General features: G+C 70.1%; 17 protein-coding genes. 6 read left to right on the top strand and 11 right to left on the bottom strand.

Annotated elements, in window-relative coordinates; translation table 11 throughout:
* Positions 1–2 precede the first annotated feature (2 nt).
* Genes phoU through purD form a run of 3 tightly spaced genes read left to right on the top strand, consistent with a single transcriptional unit; the run spans position 3 to position 2728 of the window.
* The gene (gene phoU / locus INE98_RS06900) at positions 3–698 is read left to right on the top strand and encodes a phosphate signaling complex protein PhoU (protein ID WP_293537665.1); all 696 of its coding nucleotides are present in this window, start codon (positions 3–5) and stop codon (positions 696–698) included.
* A gap of 10 nt (positions 699–708) precedes the next feature.
* Entirely contained in the window at positions 709–1419 is a 711-nt protein-coding gene (phoB, locus tag INE98_RS06905) for a phosphate regulon transcriptional regulator PhoB (RefSeq protein ID WP_293537695.1), read from the top strand.
* A 31-nt stretch (positions 1420–1450) separates the two neighbouring features.
* The gene (purD, locus tag INE98_RS06910) at positions 1451–2728 is read left to right on the top strand and encodes a phosphoribosylamine--glycine ligase (RefSeq protein WP_293537667.1); all 1278 of its coding nucleotides are present in this window, start codon (positions 1451–1453) and stop codon (positions 2726–2728) included.
* Between the two features lie 3 nt (positions 2729–2731).
* On the opposite strand, the gene INE98_RS06915 is transcribed toward purD, so the two are convergent.
* Positions 2732–5161: a calcium-binding protein gene (locus tag INE98_RS06915; protein ID WP_293537669.1), complete on the bottom strand. Its 2430-nt coding sequence runs from the start codon at positions 5159–5161 to the stop codon at positions 2732–2734.
* Between the two features lie 162 nt (positions 5162–5323).
* Here INE98_RS06915 and INE98_RS06920 point away from each other — a divergent pair, with 162 nt between their 5' ends.
* On the top strand, positions 5324–6391 hold the full coding sequence (locus INE98_RS06920; RefSeq protein WP_293537670.1) for a phosphotransferase: 1068 nt from the start codon (positions 5324–5326) through the stop codon (positions 6389–6391).
* Here INE98_RS06920 and lpxK read toward each other — a convergent pair whose 3' ends face one another.
* The 5 genes from lpxK to INE98_RS06945 are packed head-to-tail and all read right to left on the bottom strand — an operon-like array spanning position 6392 to position 12187.
* Positions 6392–7417, bottom strand: coding sequence for a tetraacyldisaccharide 4'-kinase (gene lpxK / locus INE98_RS06925; RefSeq protein ID WP_293537672.1), 1026 nt, complete (start codon positions 7415–7417; stop codon positions 6392–6394).
* Positions 7414–8667 (bottom strand): 3-deoxy-D-manno-octulosonic acid transferase, encoded by a 1254-nt coding sequence (locus tag INE98_RS06930; RefSeq protein ID WP_293537674.1) that lies wholly within the window; start codon positions 8665–8667, stop codon positions 7414–7416. The genes lpxK and INE98_RS06930 overlap by 4 nt, the downstream gene beginning before the upstream one ends.
* Entirely contained in the window at positions 8664–9671 is a 1008-nt protein-coding gene (locus INE98_RS06935; RefSeq protein WP_293537676.1) for a cation diffusion facilitator family transporter, read from the bottom strand. Before INE98_RS06935 ends, INE98_RS06930 begins: the two co-directional genes overlap by 4 nt.
* A gap of 12 nt (positions 9672–9683) precedes the next feature.
* Complete coding sequence (locus INE98_RS06940) at positions 9684–10412, bottom strand: DUF374 domain-containing protein (RefSeq protein WP_293537678.1); 729 nt, start codon at positions 10410–10412, stop codon at positions 9684–9686.
* Positions 10409–12187, bottom strand: coding sequence for an ABC transporter ATP-binding protein (locus INE98_RS06945; protein ID WP_293537679.1), 1779 nt, complete (start codon positions 12185–12187; stop codon positions 10409–10411). Before INE98_RS06945 ends, INE98_RS06940 begins: the two co-directional genes overlap by 4 nt.
* Before the next feature lie 120 nt (positions 12188–12307).
* Here INE98_RS06945 and INE98_RS06950 point away from each other — a divergent pair, with 120 nt between their 5' ends.
* Positions 12308–12973 carry a tyrosine-protein phosphatase gene (locus INE98_RS06950; protein ID WP_293537681.1) on the top strand — a complete coding sequence of 222 codons (666 nt, stop codon included), beginning with the start codon at positions 12308–12310 and terminating at the stop codon, positions 12971–12973.
* A 1-nt stretch (position 12974) separates the two neighbouring features.
* Here INE98_RS06950 and INE98_RS06955 read toward each other — a convergent pair whose 3' ends face one another.
* The 3 genes from INE98_RS06955 to INE98_RS06965 form a co-directional block, all read right to left on the bottom strand.
* A complete protein-coding gene (locus tag INE98_RS06955) occupies positions 12975–13211 on the bottom strand; it encodes a DUF4170 domain-containing protein (RefSeq protein ID WP_293537683.1) in 237 nt (78 codons plus the stop codon).
* Between the two features lie 153 nt (positions 13212–13364).
* Entirely contained in the window at positions 13365–14696 is a 1332-nt protein-coding gene (locus INE98_RS06960) for a TldD/PmbA family protein (protein WP_293537685.1), read from the bottom strand.
* Between the two features lie 53 nt (positions 14697–14749).
* Positions 14750–15151: an MAPEG family protein gene (locus INE98_RS06965; protein ID WP_293537687.1), complete on the bottom strand. Its 402-nt coding sequence runs from the start codon at positions 15149–15151 to the stop codon at positions 14750–14752.
* Positions 15152–15265: 114 nt separating this feature from the next.
* On the opposite strand from INE98_RS06965, the gene INE98_RS06970 reads away from it, so the two are divergent.
* On the top strand, positions 15266–15520 hold the full coding sequence (locus tag INE98_RS06970) for a hypothetical protein (RefSeq protein ID WP_293537688.1): 255 nt from the start codon (positions 15266–15268) through the stop codon (positions 15518–15520).
* Positions 15521–15552: 32 nt separating this feature from the next.
* On the opposite strand, the gene INE98_RS06975 is transcribed toward INE98_RS06970, so the two are convergent.
* Positions 15553–17319, bottom strand: a complete 1767-nt coding sequence (locus tag INE98_RS06975; RefSeq protein WP_293537690.1) for a gamma-glutamyltransferase family protein — start codon at positions 17317–17319, stop codon at positions 15553–15555.
* A 55-nt stretch (positions 17320–17374) separates the two neighbouring features.
* The coding region (locus INE98_RS06980) for a trypsin-like peptidase domain-containing protein (protein WP_293537692.1) at positions 17375–18693 on the bottom strand (1319 nt) is incomplete at its 5' end.

Here is an 18693-nt window from a genome sequence, read left to right on the forward strand (position 1 = left end):
CCATGAACGAACACATCGTCAAGTCCTACGAGGACGAACTCAACGCCCTGGGGGCGGCCTGCGCCCGGCTCGGCGGCCTTGCGGAATCCCAGCTGGGCGACGCGGTCGACGCCGTCGTGCGGCGGGATCCCGCCCTGGCCACCAAGGTCCTTCAGCAGGACGACCGGCTCGACGAGATCGAGGCGGATGTCGAGCAGAAGGCCATCCGTCTCATCGCCCTGCGCCAGCCCATGGCCAACGACCTGCGCAAGACCATGGCGGCCATGAAGATCGCCTCCAACCTGGAGCGCTGCGGCGACCTGGCCAAGAACATCGCCAAGCGGACCCTCGTCCTTTCCGAGGTCGAGCCCGTACCGGCCCTCAACCGCTCGATCGAGCGCATGGGCCGGCTGGTGGAGGCCCGGCTGAAGGAGGTGCTGGACGCCTACATCTCCAATGACGCCGAAAGGGCCATGGAGGTCTGGCGGCGCGACGAGGAAGTCGACGAGCACTACAACAGCCTGTTCCGTGAGCTCCTGACCTACATGATGGCGGACCCGCGGACGATCACGCCCTGCGCGCACCTGCTCTTCGTCGCCAAGAACCTGGAGCGCATCGGCGACCACGCCACCAACATCGCCGAGATCGTCCACTACGAGATCACCGGCGAGCAGGTCAGCCCGGCCGAAAGGCCGCGCGCCGACGATCTGAGGGCCTGAGACCATGGCGGTGAACCCCCGAATCCTTGTCGTCGAGGATGACGACGCTCTCGGCACTCTGCTTCGCTACAACCTGGAGCGGGAAGGCTATCTTGTCGCCCTGGCCACGGATGGCGAGGAGGCCCTCATCCAGGCGGATGAGTCGCTTCCCGACCTCGTCGTGCTGGACTGGATGCTGCCCAAGGTCTCGGGCATCGAGGTCTGCCGGCGCCTGCGCCAAAGGCCGCAGAGCCGCAACGTCCCCATCATCATGCTGACAGCGCGGGGCGAGGAGAGTGACCGCATCCGTGGCCTGGACACGGGCGCCGACGATTATGTGGTCAAGCCGTTCGCCGTCACCGAACTGGCTGCACGCATCCGCGCCGTCCTCCGCCGGCTGAGGCCAGGCCTGGCCGAGGATGTCGTGGTCCGGGGTCCGCTCTCCCTTGACCGGTCGGCGCACCGGGTCTCGCGCGACGGCGTCGAGGTGCACCTCGGGCCTACCGAGTTCCGTCTGCTCGATTTCTTCATGCAGAACCCGGGCCGGGTGTTCAGCCGCGAGCAGTTGCTGGATGCGGTGTGGGGGTCGGACGTCTACGTCGAGGCGCGGACTGTCGATGTCCATATCGGACGCCTGCGAAAGGCCCTGTCCAAGGGTGCGCCGGGCTTCGATCCCATCCGGACGGTCCGGTCTGCGGGTTATGCCCTGGAGGTCGACCGCCTCAGGGCCCCGGCCGATTGACCTCGCCGCGCCTCCGGGCGAAAGGCGGGCCATGAACATCCTTCTCGTCGGATCCGGCGGGCGTGAGCACGCCCTGGCCTGGAAGATCGCCGCCTCGCCCCTGACCCGCCGGCTCGTCATGGCGCCGGGAAATCCCGGGATGGCGACCCTCGGGGACCTGCACGCCGTCAAGCCGACCGACACGGCCGGACTTGTCGCCCTGGCTCGGGAGATCGCCGCAGACCTCGTGGTCATCGGCCCGGAGGTCTCCGTCGAGGCCGGTCTGGCCGACGCCCTGGCCGCGGCCGGGATCCCCTGCTTTGGGCCGATCGCCGCCGCCGGCCGGCTGGAGAGCTCAAAGGCCTTCACCAAGGCCTTCTGCGACCGCCATGGCCTGCCCACCGCCGCCTGGGTCGTCTGCGAGGATGCGGCCTCCGCCCGCGCTGCGCTCGACAGGTTCTCGCCGCCCTATGTCGTCAAGGCCGACGGGCTGGCCGCCGGCAAGGGGGTGACCGTGGCCCCGGACAGGGACGTCGCCGAGGCGGCCATCGATGACGCCCTGGGCGGCCGCTTCGGCGCCGCGGGCGCGCGGGTGGTGATCGAGGAGTTCCTCGAGGGCGAAATCGGCTCTCTCTTCGTGCTGTCGGACGGCGAGACGGTTCGCTTCTTCGGCGCCGCGCAGGACCACAAGCGCGCCTTTGACGGCGAGAAGGGGCCAAACACGGGTGGCATGGGGACCTATTCGCCCGCCCCTGTCTTCACCGATGACCTGGTGGGGCAGGTCATGACCCGGCTGGCGGTCCCCGCCCTGAAGGGCATAGCGGCCGAGGGCGCGCCCTACTGCGGGGCCCTGTTCGTAGAGCTGATGGCGACCCGGGAGGGGCCGCGACTGGTGGAGTTCAACGCCCGGTTCGGGGACCCGGAGTGCCAGGTCCTGATGCTGCGCCTGAAGAGCGATCTGGTTCCCTACCTGCTCGCCTGCGCGAGGGGGACCCTGGCGGACCTCCCCGATCCCGAATGGCGCGACGAGGTGGCGATCTGCGTGGTCATGGCCGCTGAGGGGTATCCGGACGCCCCGCGCACCGGTACGGCCATCCTCGGCGCAGAGCAGGACTTCGGGCCGGATGTGGCGGTCTTCCACGCCGGCACGACCCGGGATGCGGATGGAGTTCTGAGGGCCGCGGGCGGCCGGGTGCTCAACATCTGCGCCAGGGGCCCGGACCTGGAGACGGCCCGCGCCCGCGCCTACGGCGCCATTGCCCGGATCGACTGGCCGGAGAGCTTCCACCGGACGGACATAGGCTGGCGAGCCCTGGTTCCCCGGGACTGACCGTCAGCCTGTGAAGTCGGTCTGTGCGAGGGTGAGGAGCCCGGTCAGCTCGACCACGGTGTCGATGGCGTTGTCTCCGTCCGTATCCGCAAAGATGTAGGTGAGGCTGGCGGCGGTGTCCCGAACCGCGACCACGTCGTCGGTTCCCGCCGAGATCAGGGCCAGGGCCGCCGCCTGGGCCGCCGTGAACGAGGCGGCGTCTGCGGCGGCGCTGAAGCCGGCGGGTCCTGTTCCGCTGTTTGCGGCCCCCAGCCCGAAGGAGATTCTGTCCGTCCCGATGGTGAAGTCGCCGATCACGTCCCGGGCGATCGCCGTGGAGGCGCCGGTCGAGAAAAGGAAGATGTCGGCGCCGAGACCGCCGGAAAGCTGGTCCTGACCTCCGCCGCCGGACAGGGTCTCGCCGCCTCCGCCGCCTGCGAGGGTGTCGGCGCCCTCGTCCCCGGCCAGGCTGGAGGCGCCGGCGCCGCCAAGGAGGCTGTCGCCATCGGCGCCGCCGGCCAGGGTGTCTGCGCCGCCGCCGCTGGAGAGGATGTCGGCCCCCGCGCCGCCGAAGAGGATCTCAGCGCCTGTTCCGCCGGCCAGGGTGTCGCCGCCCGCATCGCCTGAGAGCGTTGCCGCACCCCCGCCCCCGGTGAGGCTGTCGGCGTCGTCGCCGCCGATCAGGCTGTCGGCGCCGCTGCCCGTGGACATCAGATCGGCGCCGGCGCCGCCGGACAGGGTCTCCGATCCGCTCCCGCCAGCCAGAGTGTCGGCGCCCCCATCACCTGACAGGCTCGCCGCGCCGCCCCCGCCCATGAGGCTGTCTGCGTCTTCGCCCCCGACCAGGGTGTCGACCCCCCCGACCGCCGAGGCGGTGTCGGCCCCCGCGCCGCCTATGAAGTAATCCACGCCTGCGCCGCCCAGGTGACTGTCGTTCCCGGCTCCGCCATCGGAGAGCACCGAGGCGCCGCCGGCGGACCCGGTCAGATCAAAGGCGTCGTCCCCCGCGCCACCGATGAGGGTGGCGATGCCCGCCAGCACCATGGACTGGGCAAGGGTGTCATTCCCGGCGCCGCCGTCCAGAGAATCTGCGCCGCCGCCGCCCACGAGACTGTCGTTTCCGTCCTCCGCGAGCAGGGTGTCCGCGCCGCCGGCCGCCGCCAGCGTGTCCGAATCCGCGCCTCCCGTGACGCTGTTGTCTCCGGCGCCCGCGAGGAGGCTGTCGGCGCCCGCCTCCCCGGTCACCGTGTCGCTTCCGCTCCCCGAGGACAAGGTGTCCGCACCGGCGCCGAGGAGCAGCGTATTGGCGCCCCCCGCATCGCTGACGCTGTCGTTCCCGTCCCCGCCGAGGACCCGATCGGCGTCTGCGCCGATGCTGATGCGGTCCGAACCGGCGCCGGCGTCGACGGTGTCTGCGCCCCCGCCTCCCGAAAGGGTGTCGGCGCCCTCGCCCCCTGCAAGGCTGTCCGCCCCGGTCCCTGCGGCCACCGAGTCGTCGCCGAGATCTCCTGTCAGGTAGTTCACTCCGTCGCCGCCCGAGAGCGTGTCGTTACCCTGGCCGCCCAGCAGGGTGTCTGCTCCGCCGGACGCGGTGATGACGTCATTGCCAAGATTGCCATGCGCATAGTTGGCGCCCGAGTCCGCCGCAATGCTGTCGTCGCCCTGGCCGCCGAGGAGGGTGTCCGCAGCGGTTCCGCCGGCCAGGGTGTCGGCGCCCTGGTTCCCGTTGACGACATCCGCACCGCCCCCGCCGGTGATGAGGTCATTTCCCTCGCCGCCGAACATCTGCTCGGCCGCCGTTCCGCCCAGCAGGGTGTCATCGCCCAGATCGCCGCTGATATAGTCTGCGCCGCCGCCGCCGGAGAGGCTGTCGTTTCCCTGGCCGCCGAGCAGGGTGTCGGCGCCGGTCCCGCCCAGGACCGTGTCATTGCCCAGGTTTCCATGCCCGTAGTTCGCGCCGTCGCCGAGCGACAGCTGATCGTTTCCCTGTCCCCCCAGAAGAGTGTCGCCGCCGCTGCCGCCGGAAAGGCTGTCGTTTCCCTGGTTGCCCTGCAGGAGATCATCCCCGTCCAGCCCGGACAGGGTGTCGGCGCCATCGCCCCCGTGCAGAGCGTCCGGGGTCGAGCCGCCGGAGGCCGAATCCGCAGCGAGGCTCCCGATGAACAGCCGGGAGGCGTCCGGGAAGAGGATCTGGCTGGCGGCGGCGCCCAGCCCGGCGATGCCCGGCGGGGTCGACCCGGCCCCGTTGAAGACGACGGTCTTGCCACCGAAGGCGAGGGTCACCGAAGGCGTTGATCCGATCTCGCCGATGAAGAAGTTGGGCGCCACATAGGGAACCAGTGTGACGCTGACCGAGCGCGCCGTGGCGCCGGGTGTCGAGAAGGTGAGGGTGTCCGTCGACAGGAAGGCGGCGGCCTGGCCTGAGGTGAGAGTCTCAAAGACATAGTTGGCCATGCGCCTCTCCTGCGCTCCCCTGCGATGCGACGCGGACCAGTCTAAAGGGTGCACGGTTAACGAAGTCCGGCCACCGGGGCAGGTGCAACCGCGCTTGCCGCAGGTCCCCGCCGTTGGCTAAGACTTGGCCCCAAGACGACAGAGCCGAGGGGAGCGAGCATCATGGCCATGACGCCGGAACAGGAACGCGAGGCCGCCAACACCGGCACCAAGCCGGTCGTCGACTCGCATCGGTTCGACGAGGCCTCGCTGGCCGCCTGGATGCAAGCCCATGTCGAGGGTTACGAGGGGCCGCTGGAGGTCCGCCAGTTCAAGGGCGGCCAGTCCAACCCGACCTACCAGCTGGTTACTCCGGGCAAGAAGTACGTCATGCGGCGCAAGCCGCCGGGCAAGCTCTTGCCTTCGGCCCACGCCGTCGACCGCGAGTACAAGGTCATCACCGCCCTCTATCCCACCGGGTTCCCGGTGGCCCGCACCTATGGCCTGTGCACCGACGAGTCGGTGATCGGCACCTGGTTCTACGTCATGGATATGGTCGAAGGCCGGATCCTCTGGGACCAGACCCTGCCCCAGTATGAGCCCGCCGAGCGCCGGGCCATCTACATGGCCAAGATCAAGACCCTGGCCGACCTGCACAACACCGACGTCGATGCGGTCGGCCTGTCGGACTTCGGCAAGCCCGGCAACTACATGGGCCGTCAGGTCGATCGCTGGACCAAGCAGTACCGCGCCTCCGAGACCGTCAAGCTCGACACCATGGAGCGGCTGATGGAGTGGCTGCCCCGGACCCTGCCGCACCAGGACCGAAACACCGTCGTCCACGGCGACTACAGGCTGGACAACATGGTGCTGCACCCGACCGAGCCGCGCGTCATCGCCGTGCTGGACTGGGAGCTGTCGACCCTGGGCGATCCCATGGCGGACTTCACCTACTTCCTGATGCACTGGGTGAACGGGACCATCGCCGGCATTCCCGACCTTGCGGCGCATGGCATACCGACGGTTGAGGAAACCGTTGCGGAGTACTGCCGCCTGACGGGAAGGTCCGAGGTCCCGAACGTCGACTGGTTCTTCGCCTACAACCTCTTCCGCCTGGCCGGCATCTGCCAGGGTATCGTTGGTCGGGCCCGGGACGGCACGGCCAACAGCCCGCAGGCCGCGGCCATGGAAGAGCGGGTGCCGCAGCTGGCCTCTGCGGCCTGGCACTTCGCCCAGCGGGCCGGCGCCTGATCAGGCTCCGGGGCGGGGAAGGCGCTCGAACAGGGCGTCCACCTCGGCCGGGGAGTCGAAGACAGCTTCGACTGGCCAGGCTCTGACCTTTTCGCGCCAGGCCGGGGGCAGGCGCACCCAGTCCTTCGAGGTCGTCACCAGACCCGCGCCGTGCGCACGCGCCAGGTCGTCCAGCGCATCCAGCCGCGCTGGGGTCCAGGGCGCATGGTCGGGAAAGGCCGCGAAGTCGACCAGGTCGCAGCCCGCCGCCCTCAGGGCCCGCTCCACCTTCCAGGGCTTGCCGACGCCGGCGAAGCCGACCTGAGGACCCTCAGGCGGCGCCCCCTCGGGGATCAGCCGAGCCCGGAGGAGGGGCGGCCCGGAGAGAGCGGCGACAAGGTCAGGGTCCGGGGCCTCCAGGTCCGCCGGCAACAGAAGGATGACGGCGTCGGCGCGGGCCAGCCCTGCGGCGAGAGGCTCACGCAAGGGTCCGGCCGGGAAGACCCCGCCATCGCCCAGGGGCCATTCGCCGTCCCGGGTCTCTCCGTCGCTGACCACCAGGGACAGAGCCTTCCGAAGGGCCGGATTCTGGTGCCCGTCGTCCAGAAGGATGATGTCCGCGCCCTCATGGGCGGCCTCCAGGGCGCCGGCGACCCGGTCTCGGGCCACCCAGACGGCCACGCCGGGCAGGGCGGCCGCCAGCATCAGGGGCTCGTCGCCGACCTCGCTGGCGGCGTGGCGCGACGGATCCACCCGGACGGGTCCCTCCAGGCTTCCGCCATAGCCCCGCGACAGGATGGCGGGGCGCCATTCCCTCCCGGCGAGACGGCGCGCGAGGGCGGCGACGACCGGGGTCTTGCCCGTGCCGCCAAGGGTGAGGTTGCCGACGCAGATGACCGGGACGCCGGGGTCGACGGGCCGTCCGCGGGCAATGCGACGGGCGGTCGCCGCCGCCCAGACCCAGGACAGGGGCTTAAGCAGCAGGTGCAGGAGTGGCCCGGGGCGACCCTCCCGCACATACCACCAGCGCGGCGTGGGCAGCTTCATGTCTTCGCCGCCGGCGGCGGAAGGCGGGGCTCGAGGTCCTCGAGGGCGTCCTCCAGGGCCTGGCCCTGGCGTGCGGCGTAGCCGAGGGTCGCCTCGCGCATCCGGCGTCGCAGCATCGGGTCCGCCAGCAGTCCGGCCAGCTTGCGCTTGAGGTCCGGACCATCCCGCGCCGTCAGGGCGCAGACCTCGTCGAACATCTCGCCATAGACATCCGCCGCGTTCGCGATGTCGGGCCCGGTAATCACCGGGGCGCCCAGCCGCGCCGGCTCAAGGGGGTTGTGGCCGCCGATCCCGCCCGGGAAACTGCCGCCCATCACCACCACATCCGCCAGTCGGAAAAAGAGGCCCATCTCGCCCAGGGTGTCGGCGATCCAGACCGGAGTCTCGGGGCCCGGGTCTTCGCCCAGGGCACGGCGGGGCGCCCTGAGGGCGGCGGCGATGCCCGCGCCCCGCTCCGGATGCCGGGGAGCAATGACCAGCAGGGCCCCCAGTCCCTCGGCGGCTTCGGCGATCAGGGCGTCCTCCCCCGGGTGGGTGCTGGCGGCGACGACCACCGGGCGACCCGCCGCCAGCCGCTGGAGTCGTGCGAGTTCGGCGGGGTCGAAGGTCAGGGGCGCGCCGGCCCGCTTGAGGTTCAGCTCGCGACCGCAGTCGGCCCCGAGGCCCCTGAGCCGGTCGGCGGTGGCCCGATCCTGGGGCAGGATCAGGTCGAAGGCGGACAGGAGCCTGCGGGCGCTCGCGGGGGCGCGGCGCCAGGTCCTGGCCGTGCCCTCCGTGATCCGCGCCGAAGCCAGGACCAGGCGGGTCCCGCGCCGACGGGCGGTCAGGATCAGGTTGGGCCAGAGCTCGCTCTCGGCGAAGACGCCGAGGTCCGGGCGCCAATGGTTCAGGAAGCGGCGGACCGCGCCGGGGGTGTCGACGGGAACATACTGGTGGCGGACGCCGGCCGGCAGCCGCCGCCCCAGGAGTTCCGCAGAGGTGCGGGTGCCCGAGGTCACCAGGAGGCCGAGGTCGGGGCGGCGGGCCCTGAGACCCTCCACCAGGGGGAGAAGGGAGACCGTCTCGCCGACACTGACCCCATGCAGCCAGACCAGGGGGCCCGGCGGGCGGGGCGACCCGGTCCGTCCGAGTCGCTCGTCCAGACGCAGGGCGTCTTCCCGCCCCACATTCGCCCGCCGCTTCAGGATGAAGGGGGCGAGGGGCTCGGCCAGCCCGGTCGCAAGGCCATAGAGGGCGAGGGGGAGGGTCACACCACCTCGTCCGGGGCGAGTTCGCAGTCCAGGTCCCCGGTCTCGACCTGCAGGGTGGCGTGGTCGATCCCGAAGGTCGCAGCGAGGCCGCGGGTGGTCTCGGCGAGGAAGGCGTCGGGCGCTTCGCCCGAGGGCCGCACCAGGTGGGCGGTGAGGGCGGTTCGCGTGGTCGAGAGGGACCAGACGTGCAGGTCGTGGACCTCGGTGACCCCCGGCCGGGCGGCGAGCCAGGCCCGGACTTCAGCGACGTCGATTCCGGCCGGCGCTGCGTCCAGGGCCATGGCTGCGGAGTCCCGGAGAAGCCCCCAGCTTCCGTAAAGAATGACCGCCACAATGACCAGGCTGAGCGCGGGATCGAGCCATTCCAGGCCGTCCGTCAGCAGCATCAGGCCCGCAGACAGGACGACGGCTGCCGAGACCGCAGCGTCTGCGACCATGTGCAGGAAGGCGCCGCGGACATTCAGGTCATGCTGGCCGCGCAGGAAGAGGAGGGCCGTCAGCGTGTTGATCACCACCCCGATGGCGGCGGTCACCAGCACCGGCCCCGCGGCGACAGGAGAGGGCGTGGCGATCCTCTGGACGGCCTCCCAGCCGATGGCGCCGACCGCTGCGACCAGCAGCACGCCGTTGGTGACGGAGGCCATGACCGTGGCCTTGCCCAGGCCGTAGGTATGCCGGGCGCCTGGGGGGCGCCGCGCCAGGACGGCTGCGCCCCATGCCAGGATCATGGACAGGACATCGGTGGCGTTGTGCCCCGCATCGGCGAGCAGGGCGAGGGAGCCGGCGTAGAGCCCCACCGCCACCTCGACGGCGACAAAGCCGGCGTTGAGAAGGATGCCCAGGGCGAAGGCTCCGGTGAAATCCGCCTGCGGGCCGCCATGACCATGATGCCCGTGACCATGATGCCCGTGACCATGATGCCCGTGGCCATGGGGCCGGACCCCACGGTCCGGACCGGGGGCCCGATCAGGGCCCTGGGAGTGGCTGGGGTGGTCGTGGGGCATGGGTCCTGTCTGTCACCCGCCGGCCGCGCGATCAACCTGGGCTCGCCCCACGAGAGCCTCGGCGCGCCGGGTCGCGGCCGACATCCGTGCGGACCATTCCGCCCTGAGACTTTCGATCTCCGCGTCGCTGGCGTCCGGCGGGACGTGGTAGGGGCCTTCCCAGACGCAGACGCCGCGTCCGAAGGGCGCGGCGACCATGGCCCGGTCCCACAGGCTCTCGATCTGGATCGAGGGTGAGGCCGCCAGGCCCGTCAGGAAGACCGGCGCCCCGGTGCGCCTGGCGATCTGAAGGGCGCCGGCGGCGATCTCCTCGTTCGGTCCTCGCGGACCATCGGGGGTGATGATCAGCACGCCGCCGCCGGCGACATGCTGGACCGCCTCCCGGAAGGCCGCGACCGCCGCGCGGGCCTTGGCGGAGTCTCCCTTCTTGGCGGTGGACATTCGGATGGCCGGGAATCCCGCACGTTCCAGGGCCAGGGCGACAAACTCGCCGTCCGATGACGGAGACACCAGGCATCGCCGGTTCGGCTTGCGCCACCAGGTCGCGGCCATCCCGAGACAGAGCGGAATGCGCCCATGCCAGAAGAGGCCGATGGCCCCCTGGCCCGAGGTGAACATCGGCTCGAGCGCTTCAAGGCCTTCATGGCGCCACCGTGTGGTCCGGCGGATGAGAATGAGGTAGCCGGCCAGGACCCACCCGAGGAAGGCCTGAACCCCGGGGCGGCGCAGCAAACCCTTCACGAGGCGTCCCCAAGGGTTTCGAGATCGGCCGCGCCCGCAAGGCGGGCATAAAGGCCGCCGGCGTCCACCAGGGTCTCATGGGTTCCGCTTTCAACGATCCGGCCCTGGTCCAGCACGTAGATCCGGTCTGCATTGCGGACGGTCGTCAGGCGATGAGCGATGAGCAGCGTCGTCCGCCCCTCCATCAGGCGCGCGAGGGCGGACTGGACGAGGGCCTCGCTCTCGGAGTCCAGCGCGCTGGTCGCCTCATCGAGCAGCAGGATCGGGGCGTCCTTCAGGAAGGCCCTTGCAATGGCGATCCTCTGCCTCTGGCCGCCGGAGAGCCTGAGGCCGGCTTCTCCGGCCTGGGTCTCGTAGCCCTGCGGGAGGGCGAGGATGAAGTCATGCGCGGCGGCGGCGCGGGCCGCAGCCTCGATCTCAGCCTGCGTGGCCTCCGGGCGCGCATAGGCGATGTTGGCCCTCAGCGTGTCGTCGAACAGAAAGGGCTCCTGGGTGACCAGGGCGATCTGGCGGCGGAGGGACTCCAGGGTCAGGTCCCGAACATCGCGTCCGTCCAGGGTCACCCGTCCGCCGGTGACATCGTAGAACCGGGGAATGAGGTTCAGGAGCGTCGATTTCCCGCCGCCGGAGGGTCCGACCAGGGCCACGGTCTCACCGCGATCGACGGAGAGGCTGACCCCCGCAAGCACCTCAGGCCCCTCGCCATAGGAGAAATGAACGTCCTCGAAGGACACGCGACCCTGCCCGGGCAAGGCCTCGCGGGCCTCGGGCTGGTCCCGGATCTCGGGTTCGACATCCAGGGCGGCGTAGAGACGGCGGGCGGCCGACAGCCCCTCAGAGAACACGGTCTGCAGGTTGGCCAACTGCCTCAGCGACTGGGAGGCCAGGGCCAGGGCGCCGATGAACGCCACGAAGGCGCCGGCGCTCATCCCGCCGTCCTGGGACCGGTAGCCCGCCCAGGCGATGACGGCGGCGGTGATCAGGGTCATCAGGGTCTCGGTGGCCGGCGCTGCTCGGGCCCTGGCGTCCGCCCCCCTGACGAGGAAGGTCTGCCGCCGGCGGATCACCTCGGCCACGCGCGTCTCCTCGAAGGCCTCGCGGTTCTCGATCTTGACCACGCGGATGCCGTCGAGGCTCTCCATCACCGCAGTGGACAGGGCCGAGGTCTCCGCCATGGCGCCCCGTGCGGCGCTGGTGGTGTTTCGCGCATAGCGCCGCATGATCAGGGCGGCGAAAGGGGCGGCGACCATCACGGCCAGGGACAGGACAAGGTCCTTGGAGAGCATGACGCTGACCGCCGCGAGAACGGTCAGGGCGTGTTGGGTGTAGTTGATCAGCCCGGCCGTCGCCGCCTCGCGGATGAGTCCTGCGTCGTAAAGGACCGAAGAGACGAAGGTCCCCGAGTGCTGGGACCTCAGGCGGGCGAGGTCCGCGCGGACCAGCCTGCCGAAGAGTTGAACCTGGACGTCGCCGACAACGGCGTTCCCGGTGCGGTTCACCAGGGTCGCCTGGATCACCTGGGCAAGGCCCCGCGCGATGGCGAGGCCGGCAATGGAGAGGGGGATGGCGAGCAGGGCGCCAGGCTTGGGGTCGCCCAACAGGTCGTTGATCGCAGGTTCCAGGATCTGGACCAGCATGGCGCTGAGCGCGGCCACGACCACCGCAGCGAGGCCGGCCAGGGCCAGGCTCGGCCAACGCGACGCCATATAGACGCGCCAGGTCCTTGCGAGGATGTCGCGGGTGGACAGCCGGTCTGGATCAGCCTGGGCGTTCATCACGCTGGCGTCGGCTCTCAGGACGGGGAAGTCAAGATGTCGCCCCGGCGGGCGAACCGGCGGGGTTTGCGGTGCGGCGCCGGCGCCCTAGATAGGAGCGCACCACGCAGGAGCCCCCAGTTGGCGGATTTTGACCTCACCACGCCGAAGGGGCGGCGGCGCGCCTACCTTGACTATCTGCTCAAGGACCACGCCTTCCTGCGCCTGCGCTTCTCCAACGCCCATGCGGTGTCGGAGGAGCTGTACCGGGCCAACCAGCCCTGGCCGTTCCAGCTGGAGGCGTGGAAGGCGCGCGGGATCCGCACGGTGGTCAACCTACGCGGCGGGTTCGACGCCAGTTTCTACGCCCTGGAGAAGGATGCCTGCGCGCGCCTCGGCCTGAACCTGGTGGACTTCACCATCACCTCCCGGGAGGTCCCGAGCCGGGCCCGGGTGCACGGCGCCAAGGCCCTGTTCGAAGGCCTCGCGTACCCGGCGCTCATGCACTGCAAGTCCGGGGCGGACCGGGCGGGCATCATGAGCGTCCTTTACCTGCACTTCCGCAAGGGGGTTCCGATCCGCGAGGCCATGGCCCAGCTCAGCCTGAAGTATCTGCACATCAAGGCCGGCAAGACAGGCGTCCTGGACTATACCTTCGAGCGCTACCTCGCCGAAGGGGAGCCTGCGGGCCTGAGCTTCCTGGATTGGGTCGACAGCCCGGCCTACGACCCGGCCGCGATCAAGGCCGACTTCCGCTCCAACATGTGGGGCAGGTGGCTGACCGAGTCGGTGCTTCGACGGGAGTGAGTCAGGGCGCGCGCTCGTCCGCGTCGGGATCGAGCAGCTTGTGGGCGTGGATGATGAAGTAGCGCATGAGGGCGTTGTCCACGGTCGACTGCGCCTTCGCCCGCCAGGCCTCGACGGCCTCCTGGTAACTGGCGTAGGCGCCGACCAGGTCGATCTTGCTCAGGTCGCGGAACTCGATCGTCTCCACATTCTTGAGCTCTCCGCCGATGACGAGGTGAAGAAGCTGGCGATGAGGCATGGCGGCCACTCCCTGAACCGGTTCGATAGCTCGGTAGGCCCCCTGGGGTTAAGGATCAGTGGACCTTGCCGGATTTCCGGGAAATGGGGGCTGTTCATGCCGATTTACAGGGATGGGCAGTCTCCTCAGCCCTGAACCGTGGATCGGAGGAGGTTACTTTCCCGCAATCGACAGGGCGTCCACGAGCAGGGACGGAGAGTTGGCCGCGCCGCGCATCTCCAGGTCGGCGCCGGGGACCAGGCGCGCGTAGATTTCCGGCAAGGCGCCTGCAACCGTGATCTCAGAGACCGGGAAGGCGACCGCGCCGTCCTCGAACCAGAATCCCGAACAGCCCACAGACCAGTCCCCGGTGTTCGGATTGAGGGACGGGCCGAACATGGAGGTGACCAGCAGCCCCGTCCCCGCATCGGCCATGAGGCCGGCGAGGTCGCGGTCCCCGGCCTCCAGAGTGAGATTGGAGACCCCGACGCCGGCCGGACCGGCCGAGCTGCGCGAGGCGTGCCCGGTGAGCGCCATGCCCAGCTGGCGGGCCGAGGCGGCGTTTTGCAGCCAGGTGGTCAGGACCCCCTTGTCGACCAGGGCGGTACGGCGGTTGGCGGCCCCCTCGTCATCGAACGGCGACGACCCGAGGCCTTTCGACACGTGCGGATCGTCAAGGATCGTCACTGCGGGAGCGAAGACCTGCTGACCGAGACGGTCCTTGAGGAAGGAGACGCCCCGGGCCACCGACGGACCGCTGATGGCGCCGATCAAGGGGCCGAGGAGCGAGGTGGCGATCCGGTTCTCGAAGATGACCGGCGCGGTGGTGGAGGCGATCTTCCGGGCGCCCAGGCGGGAGGCCGCGCGGCGTGCGGCTTCACGGCCGACCTGTTCAGGTGTGGGCAGGTCCGCGAACCAGCGGCGGGACAGGCCGTCATAGCCGCTCTCCATGCCCTCGCCCTCGGCGGCGATGACGGAGGCCCCCACATGGTAGCCTGTGGCCCGATGCTCGCCGAAGAAACCGTTGGAAGCCGCCAGACGCCAGGCTGACCGGGACGCCGAAGCCGAACCGCCGTCGGAGTTTGCGATGCGGGGCATGTCCAGGGCGGCGGCCTCCGCCCTTCGGGCGAGTGACTCGAGGACTTCGGGGTCCGGATCGACCGGATCGAACAGATTCAGGTCCGGGTGGGGTCCGGAGGCTAGGGCCTCGGCCTCGACCAAACCGGACCATGGGTCCTCGGGAGCCAGACGGGCCATTGCGACGGCCCTCTCCACGAGGCGGGCGCGCCCTTCCCTGGAGACATCCGAGCCAGAGACCGTGGCGTGCCTCCGGCCGACAAAGACGCGCAGGCTCAGGTCCCGTGATTCCTCGCGCTCGACCTCTTCCAGAGCGCCATGGCGCACCGTGATCGAAAGGGCCTGATGCTCGGCCTCCACCGCTTCGGCGGCGTCGGCGCCAGCCCTCAGGGCGTCGGCGACCAGATCTGCTGAGAGTTCACTGCTCATGCACGCCATATGGCCGCCCGCCCGGCCCGGGGCAAGCGGCCCGGTCCGGGACTTCAGGGCAGGGCGTAAAACAGGAGGGCGACCGCCAGGTAGATGTAGGCCCCCCAGGTCGCCGCAACGCCGGCGGCCCTCAGCCGAGAGGCCTCGCCCGACCGCGACAGTCCGATCCCGTGCGCGACACGGCCCCCGAACAGCACCAGTCCCGCCGGATGCACGGCAAGGGAAGGCGCGCCTGCAAGCGTCAGGGCCGCCAGTCCGACAAGCCCCATCGGGATATACTCCGTCGCGTTCCCAAAGGCCCGGATGGCGCAGGCCAGCTCCGGAACGCCGCCATCGCCCATGGCCACGCCATGCCGTCGCCGCTGCTGGACCACCCGCAGGGACAGGCCGAGCAGGAGCAGGATATGGAGGGCGCTCCAGAGGGCCAGGGCGTGACCTGCGGGGATCGGTTCCATGCGCGTCGTCTCCGGTTACGGAGGCCGGATTGTCGCCGGTTCCGGCTCCCGCGTCCATGCCCGCCCGCGGACCCACATCTTGTCCCCTGGACGCGGCGGTCTAAAGTGGAGCGGATGAAGCAGCTCGACCTCGACGATCTTCCCCCCAGGGCGGCGGCGCTCCTGGCCGGACTGACCGGCGAGGACGTCCTGGTCCTCGTCCAGAATGGGCTGGTCGTCGGACGGCTGACCGGAGCGCTCGCAGACCCCGCCTCGAACTCCGGCGATGGCGCCGGTCCCTCTCCGGGTGAGACCGCGGCCCCGGCGGGTGAGGCCCGGGCCGCCGAAATCTTCGAGCAGTTCCGCTCCCTGATGGAGGACGAGTTCTAGAGGCGCCGGAAACCCGGTCCCCCGGCCGGGGATCACCAGCCGAGCGCGACCCCGTCCTTGCGCATCTCCGTGGCGGCCGCATAGCGGCCCGGCCAGCGCTGGATCGCCTGATAGCCGCCGAAACCGCCGTCACTCTCGCCGATCTTCCAGCCGAGGCCCGCCAGGGCCTCGCGGGTCGACCTCGGCACACCGGTCTCCAGACGCAGCAGGCCGGAGCCAGGCCGGGCGGCCTCGCCGGTCGGTTCGGGCGAGCCCTCGTGCCGCCAGCGCGGCGCATCCCCCGCCTCCTGAACGCCAAGGCCGAAATCGACCATGTTCGAGAGGACCTGAACCTGTCCTTGTGGCTGCATATCGCCCCCCATGACGCCGAACGCCAGCCAGGGCGCGCCATCACGGACGGCGAAGCCGGGGATGATGGTCTGGAAGGGGCGCTTGCCCGGCGCATAGATGTTGGCGTGACCGTCCGCCAGCGCAAACATCTCCCCTCGGTTCTGGAGCATGAAGCCGAGGCCGTCCGGCGTCAGGCCGGACCCCATCCCGCGATAGTTGGACTGGATCAGGGAGACCATCATGCCGTCGGAGTCCGCCGTACAGAGGTAGGTGGTGTCCCCCCGGGACGGAGCCTGTCCCGGTCGCAGGCCTGTCAGTATGGCGTCGGGCCGGATCATCCTCGCCCGCTGGGCCGCATACTCGCGCGACAGGAGCCAGTCCGTGGGTATCCGGGCGAAGTCAGGGTCGGCGAAGTATCGGGCCCGGTCCTCGAAGGCCAGCCGCTTGGCCTCCGCGCCGTGGTGGATCGCGCCCGCGGACTGGAAGCCCATGCCTGCGAGGTCGAAGGTCTCCAGGATGTTCAGCATCTGCAGGGTGGCCAAACCCTGGCTGTTCGGCGCGAGGCCGAAGACCTCGACCCCGCGATAGAGGGTCTTGAGGGGCGGGTCCCAGCGGGAGCGGTGCGCCGCCAGGTCCGCCCGCGTCATCCAGCCCCCGATCCGGGCGAAATATCTTTCGATCCGCTCGGCGATCTCGCCTTCGTAGAAGGCGTCGCGTCCCCCCTCGCCTATCAGGTCATAGGTGCGGGCGAGATCCGGATTGGAGAGAACCTCGCCCTCGGAAGGCGTACGTCCATTCGGCGCCCAGGTCCTGAGAAAGTTCTCGACTTCCTCGACGCCGGAGTCCGGCCTTGTGAAGTTGCGCAGGGACCTCGCCAGGTAATAGGCGACGTTCTGGCTGACCGGCGCGCCGGCGCGGGCGAGTTCGGCCGCCGGGGTCATGACCGCCTTCCAGGGCAGCTTTCCGTAGCGTTGATGGAGGGTCCACCAGGCGTCCACCGCCCCCGGTACGCTGACCGAGATGGCGCCAAAGGAAGGGATGAGCCCCCGGACCGACCTTTGACGGACGGTCTCCAGGCTCAAGGCCCGCGGGCTTCGGCCGGATCCGTTGAGGCCCTCTACGCGGCCTGAAGCGGGATCCCAGAGCATGGCGAAGGCGTCACCGCCGATCCCGCAGGCGATGGGTTCGACAAAGCCGAGGACGGCGTTTGCGGCGATCGCGGCGTCGACCGCCGACCCTCCCTTGCGCAGGACATCGATCGCCGTCTGGGTGGCCAGGGGGTGGGCGGTGGCGGCCGCACCGTTGACGCCCCAGGCGGCGCTCCGGCTGGCGAAGGTGGCCCCGTCGATCCGGTCTCCCGGGCCGACATCGGGGCGATTGCGGTTGGGGTTGTCCGCCCGGCTCTGAGCGGCGACCGGCCCAGCCGCGGCGAGGAACGGGATTGTGGCCAGGAAGGTTCGGCGCAGCATGGATCACCCTCTGCATCAGGATCGCCGGTCGGGACCCGGCGTCACCTGTCGAGGACTAGCGCGGCTCGATGGATAGCGCCAGAAACCTCATGGCGTCCTCGATCGGAATGAAGAAGTTCAGGCCCTGCACCCCGTCATCCGGGCTTGAGGCGTACCGCGACACAGTGATGGCCACCACCCGCCCGGACTCGTCGAGGAGGGGGCCGCCGCTGTTGCCGGGATTCACGGCCGCGTCGCTCTGGATGAACCGGTAGCCTGCGAGGGTCCGGCTGGCGGAGACGACGCCCCGGGTCAGGGTTCCCTGAAGCCGGGTCTCCATGGGCGTTCCTATGGCGTAGACCGTCTCTCCCTGCCGGATCGGTTCGGCGCGAAGCCGAAAGGCGAGATCCGGGCGAGGGTCCGTGCGGATCAGCGCCACATCCCGTCCCGCATCCGACCGGATCACTTCACCAATGCTCTCCGACCCGTCCGACCATCTGAGCTTCAGAAGGCGGGTCGAGCCGACCACATGCCGGTTGGTGAGCAGATAACCCTGATCAGACACCAGAAAGGCGCTCCCCAGGCTGGCGCCGGTCGTGACGACGGCGACCGCCCTGTGTGCATCGGAGACGGTGACTGCAGCCTTGGCCGCGGGGAGCCGAAGCGCATCAGCCGATGGCGGCTCCACCAGGCCCGACTCGGATCGTATCGGGGTCAAGGCGGCCTTCCGGAAGGCGTCATCAGCCGCCATGGCGCGCAAGCTATCCCTGAACAGCGCCTGGTAGACCGCCTCCGGGACATTGATGACCGGGTCGTTGATCTCGACCCGCACGGTCGTCCGGACCCGGGCGATGGTCCGCGACAGGGCCGGCACATAGATCTGCCAGTCCACCGTCATCTGGCCGCGTCCGGCTCCCTGGGCCTTTTCGAACTCGTATCTCTGCTCCCCCGGCATGAAGCCGCTGCAGACCGCAATCGTGTAATCGACGATCAGGGCGCCGACCTGAAGGTCTCCGGCGGGCGCGTCGGCGTCGCGGAAGAGGTCGGTCGGGTCCCCCGCAACCCGGAATCCGAGGCCGGTCAGCGTCTCATGGAAGATCCGGTCGTCGACCTCGCTCTTCTCGAACCCGTCATTGACCTCGTCCCAGGTCTCAAAGCTCCTTATGGGGCATTTCCTGCCCCACATGACCAGGCCATAGGGCGCTCCGTGGCGCAGCCCGGAGGCGATGCGGGAGAGGCCGAGGGTCTGGCTGACGGCGCCCGGCTCGAGAGGTCGATCCTTCACGGGGGGAGGCGCAGGCTCCGAGTAGACAGAGAGGGGGGACGGCTCCGCAGCCTGGGCGAGCCCGGCCAGGGCCAGAAGGCCGCTCGCGGTCAGGATCGAAAGGATGCGGA

This window comes from Phenylobacterium sp., assembly GCF_020253645.1.
In the GTDB taxonomy this organism is placed as follows: Bacteria; Pseudomonadota; Alphaproteobacteria; order Caulobacterales; family Caulobacteraceae; genus Phenylobacterium.